Origin of the sequence: Actinoplanes sp. NPDC020271 (assembly GCF_044388125.1) — a bacterium.
Taxonomy (GTDB): Bacteria; Actinomycetota; Actinomycetes; order Mycobacteriales; family Micromonosporaceae; genus Actinoplanes.
In genome coordinates this window covers 1-1561 of record NZ_JBIRWQ010000073.1, presented here as the reverse complement: position 1 = coordinate 1561, position 1561 = coordinate 1, and the positions used below count along the sequence as shown (strand labels likewise).

At 55.6% G+C, this 1561-nt stretch carries 1 rRNA gene (cut by a window edge); it reads left to right on the top strand.

Annotation, left to right across the window (positions count from 1 at the left end):
• Nucleotides 1–1505, top strand: a 23S ribosomal RNA gene (locus ACH442_RS47795); it begins 1627 nt to the left of the window's first position.
• Nucleotides 1506–1561: the final 56 nt, after the last annotated feature.

Below are 1561 nucleotides of genomic sequence, written 5' to 3'. Positions count from 1 at the left end.
GGGACCTTGTTGGGTAGTAGTTTAGTGATGGGGTGACGCAGGAAGGTAGATGATCCCGGCCGGTGGTTGTGCCGGGGTAAGCGTGTAGGCCGTCATGTAGGCAAATCCGCATGGCAATAGGCTGAGACGTGATGCCGAGCCGTTCTGGTGAAGTCATTGATCCTATGCTGCCGAGAAAAGCCTCTAGCGATGTTTCGAGCGGCCCGTACCCTAAACCGACACAGGTGGTCAGGTAGAGAATACCGAGGCGACGGGTGAACTGTGGTTAAGGAACTCGGCAAATTGCCCCCGTAACTTAGGGAGAAGGGGGGCCGGACGCGTGAAGCCACTTGCTGGTGGAGCGTGGTATGGCCGCAGAGAGCAGGGGGAAGCGACTGTTTACTAAAAACACAGGTCCATGCCAAGTCGTAAGACGATGTATATGGACTGACGCCTGCCCGGTGCTGGAACGTTAAGGGGACCTGTTAGCTCTTCGGGGCGAGGCGGAGAACTTAAGCGCCAGTAAACGGCGGTGGTAACTATAACCATCCTAAGGTAGCGAAATTCCTTGTCGGGTAAGTTCCGACCTGCACGAATGGCGTAACGACTTCCCCACTGTCTCAACCACAGGCCCGGCGAAATTGCAGTACGAGTAAAGATGCTCGTTACGCGCGGCAGGACGGAAAGACCCCGGGACCTTTACTATAGCTTGACATTGGTATCTGAATTCGATTGTGTAGGATAGGTGGGAGACTGTGAAGCTCGGACGCCAGTTCGGGTGGAGTCATTGTTGAAATACCACTCTGTTGGGTTTGGGTATCTAACTTGCGGCCCTGATCGGGTCGAGGGACAGTGTCTGGTGGGTAGTTTAACTGGGGCGGTTGCCTCCTAAAGGGTAACGGAGGCGCCCAAAGGTTCCCTCAGCCTGGTTGGCAATCAGGTGTTGAGTGTAAGTGCACAAGGGAGCTTGACTGTGAGACTGACGGGTCGAGCAGGGACGAAAGTCGGGACTAGTGATCCGGCACTTGCGTGTGGAAGCGGTGTCGCTCAACGGATAAAAGGTACCCCGGGGATAACAGGCTGATCTTCCCCAAGAGTCCATATCGACGGGATGGTTTGGCACCTCGATGTCGGCTCGTCGCATCCTGGGGCTGTAGCAGGTCCCAAGGGTTGGGCTGTTCGCCCATTAAAGCGGTACGCGAGCTGGGTTTAGAACGTCGTGAGACAGTTCGGTCCCTATCCGCCGTGCGCGTTGGATACTTGAGAAGGGCTGTCCCTAGTACGAGAGGACCGGGACGGACGAACCTCTGGTGTGCCAGTTGTCCTGCCAAGGGCACGGCTGGTTGGCTACGTTCGGAAGGGATAACCGCTGAAAGCATCTAAGCGGGAAGCCTGCTTCGAGATGAGGTATCCCACCACCTTGAGTGGGTAAGGCTCCCAGCTAGACTACTGGGTTGATAGGCCGGAGATGTAAGCACGGTAACGTGTTGAGTTGACCGGTACTAATAGGCCGAGGGCTTAACCATCTAATACTTTGTGTTCTGCGTCCACTGTGTGATTCACAGCAAACGAACAACCACCC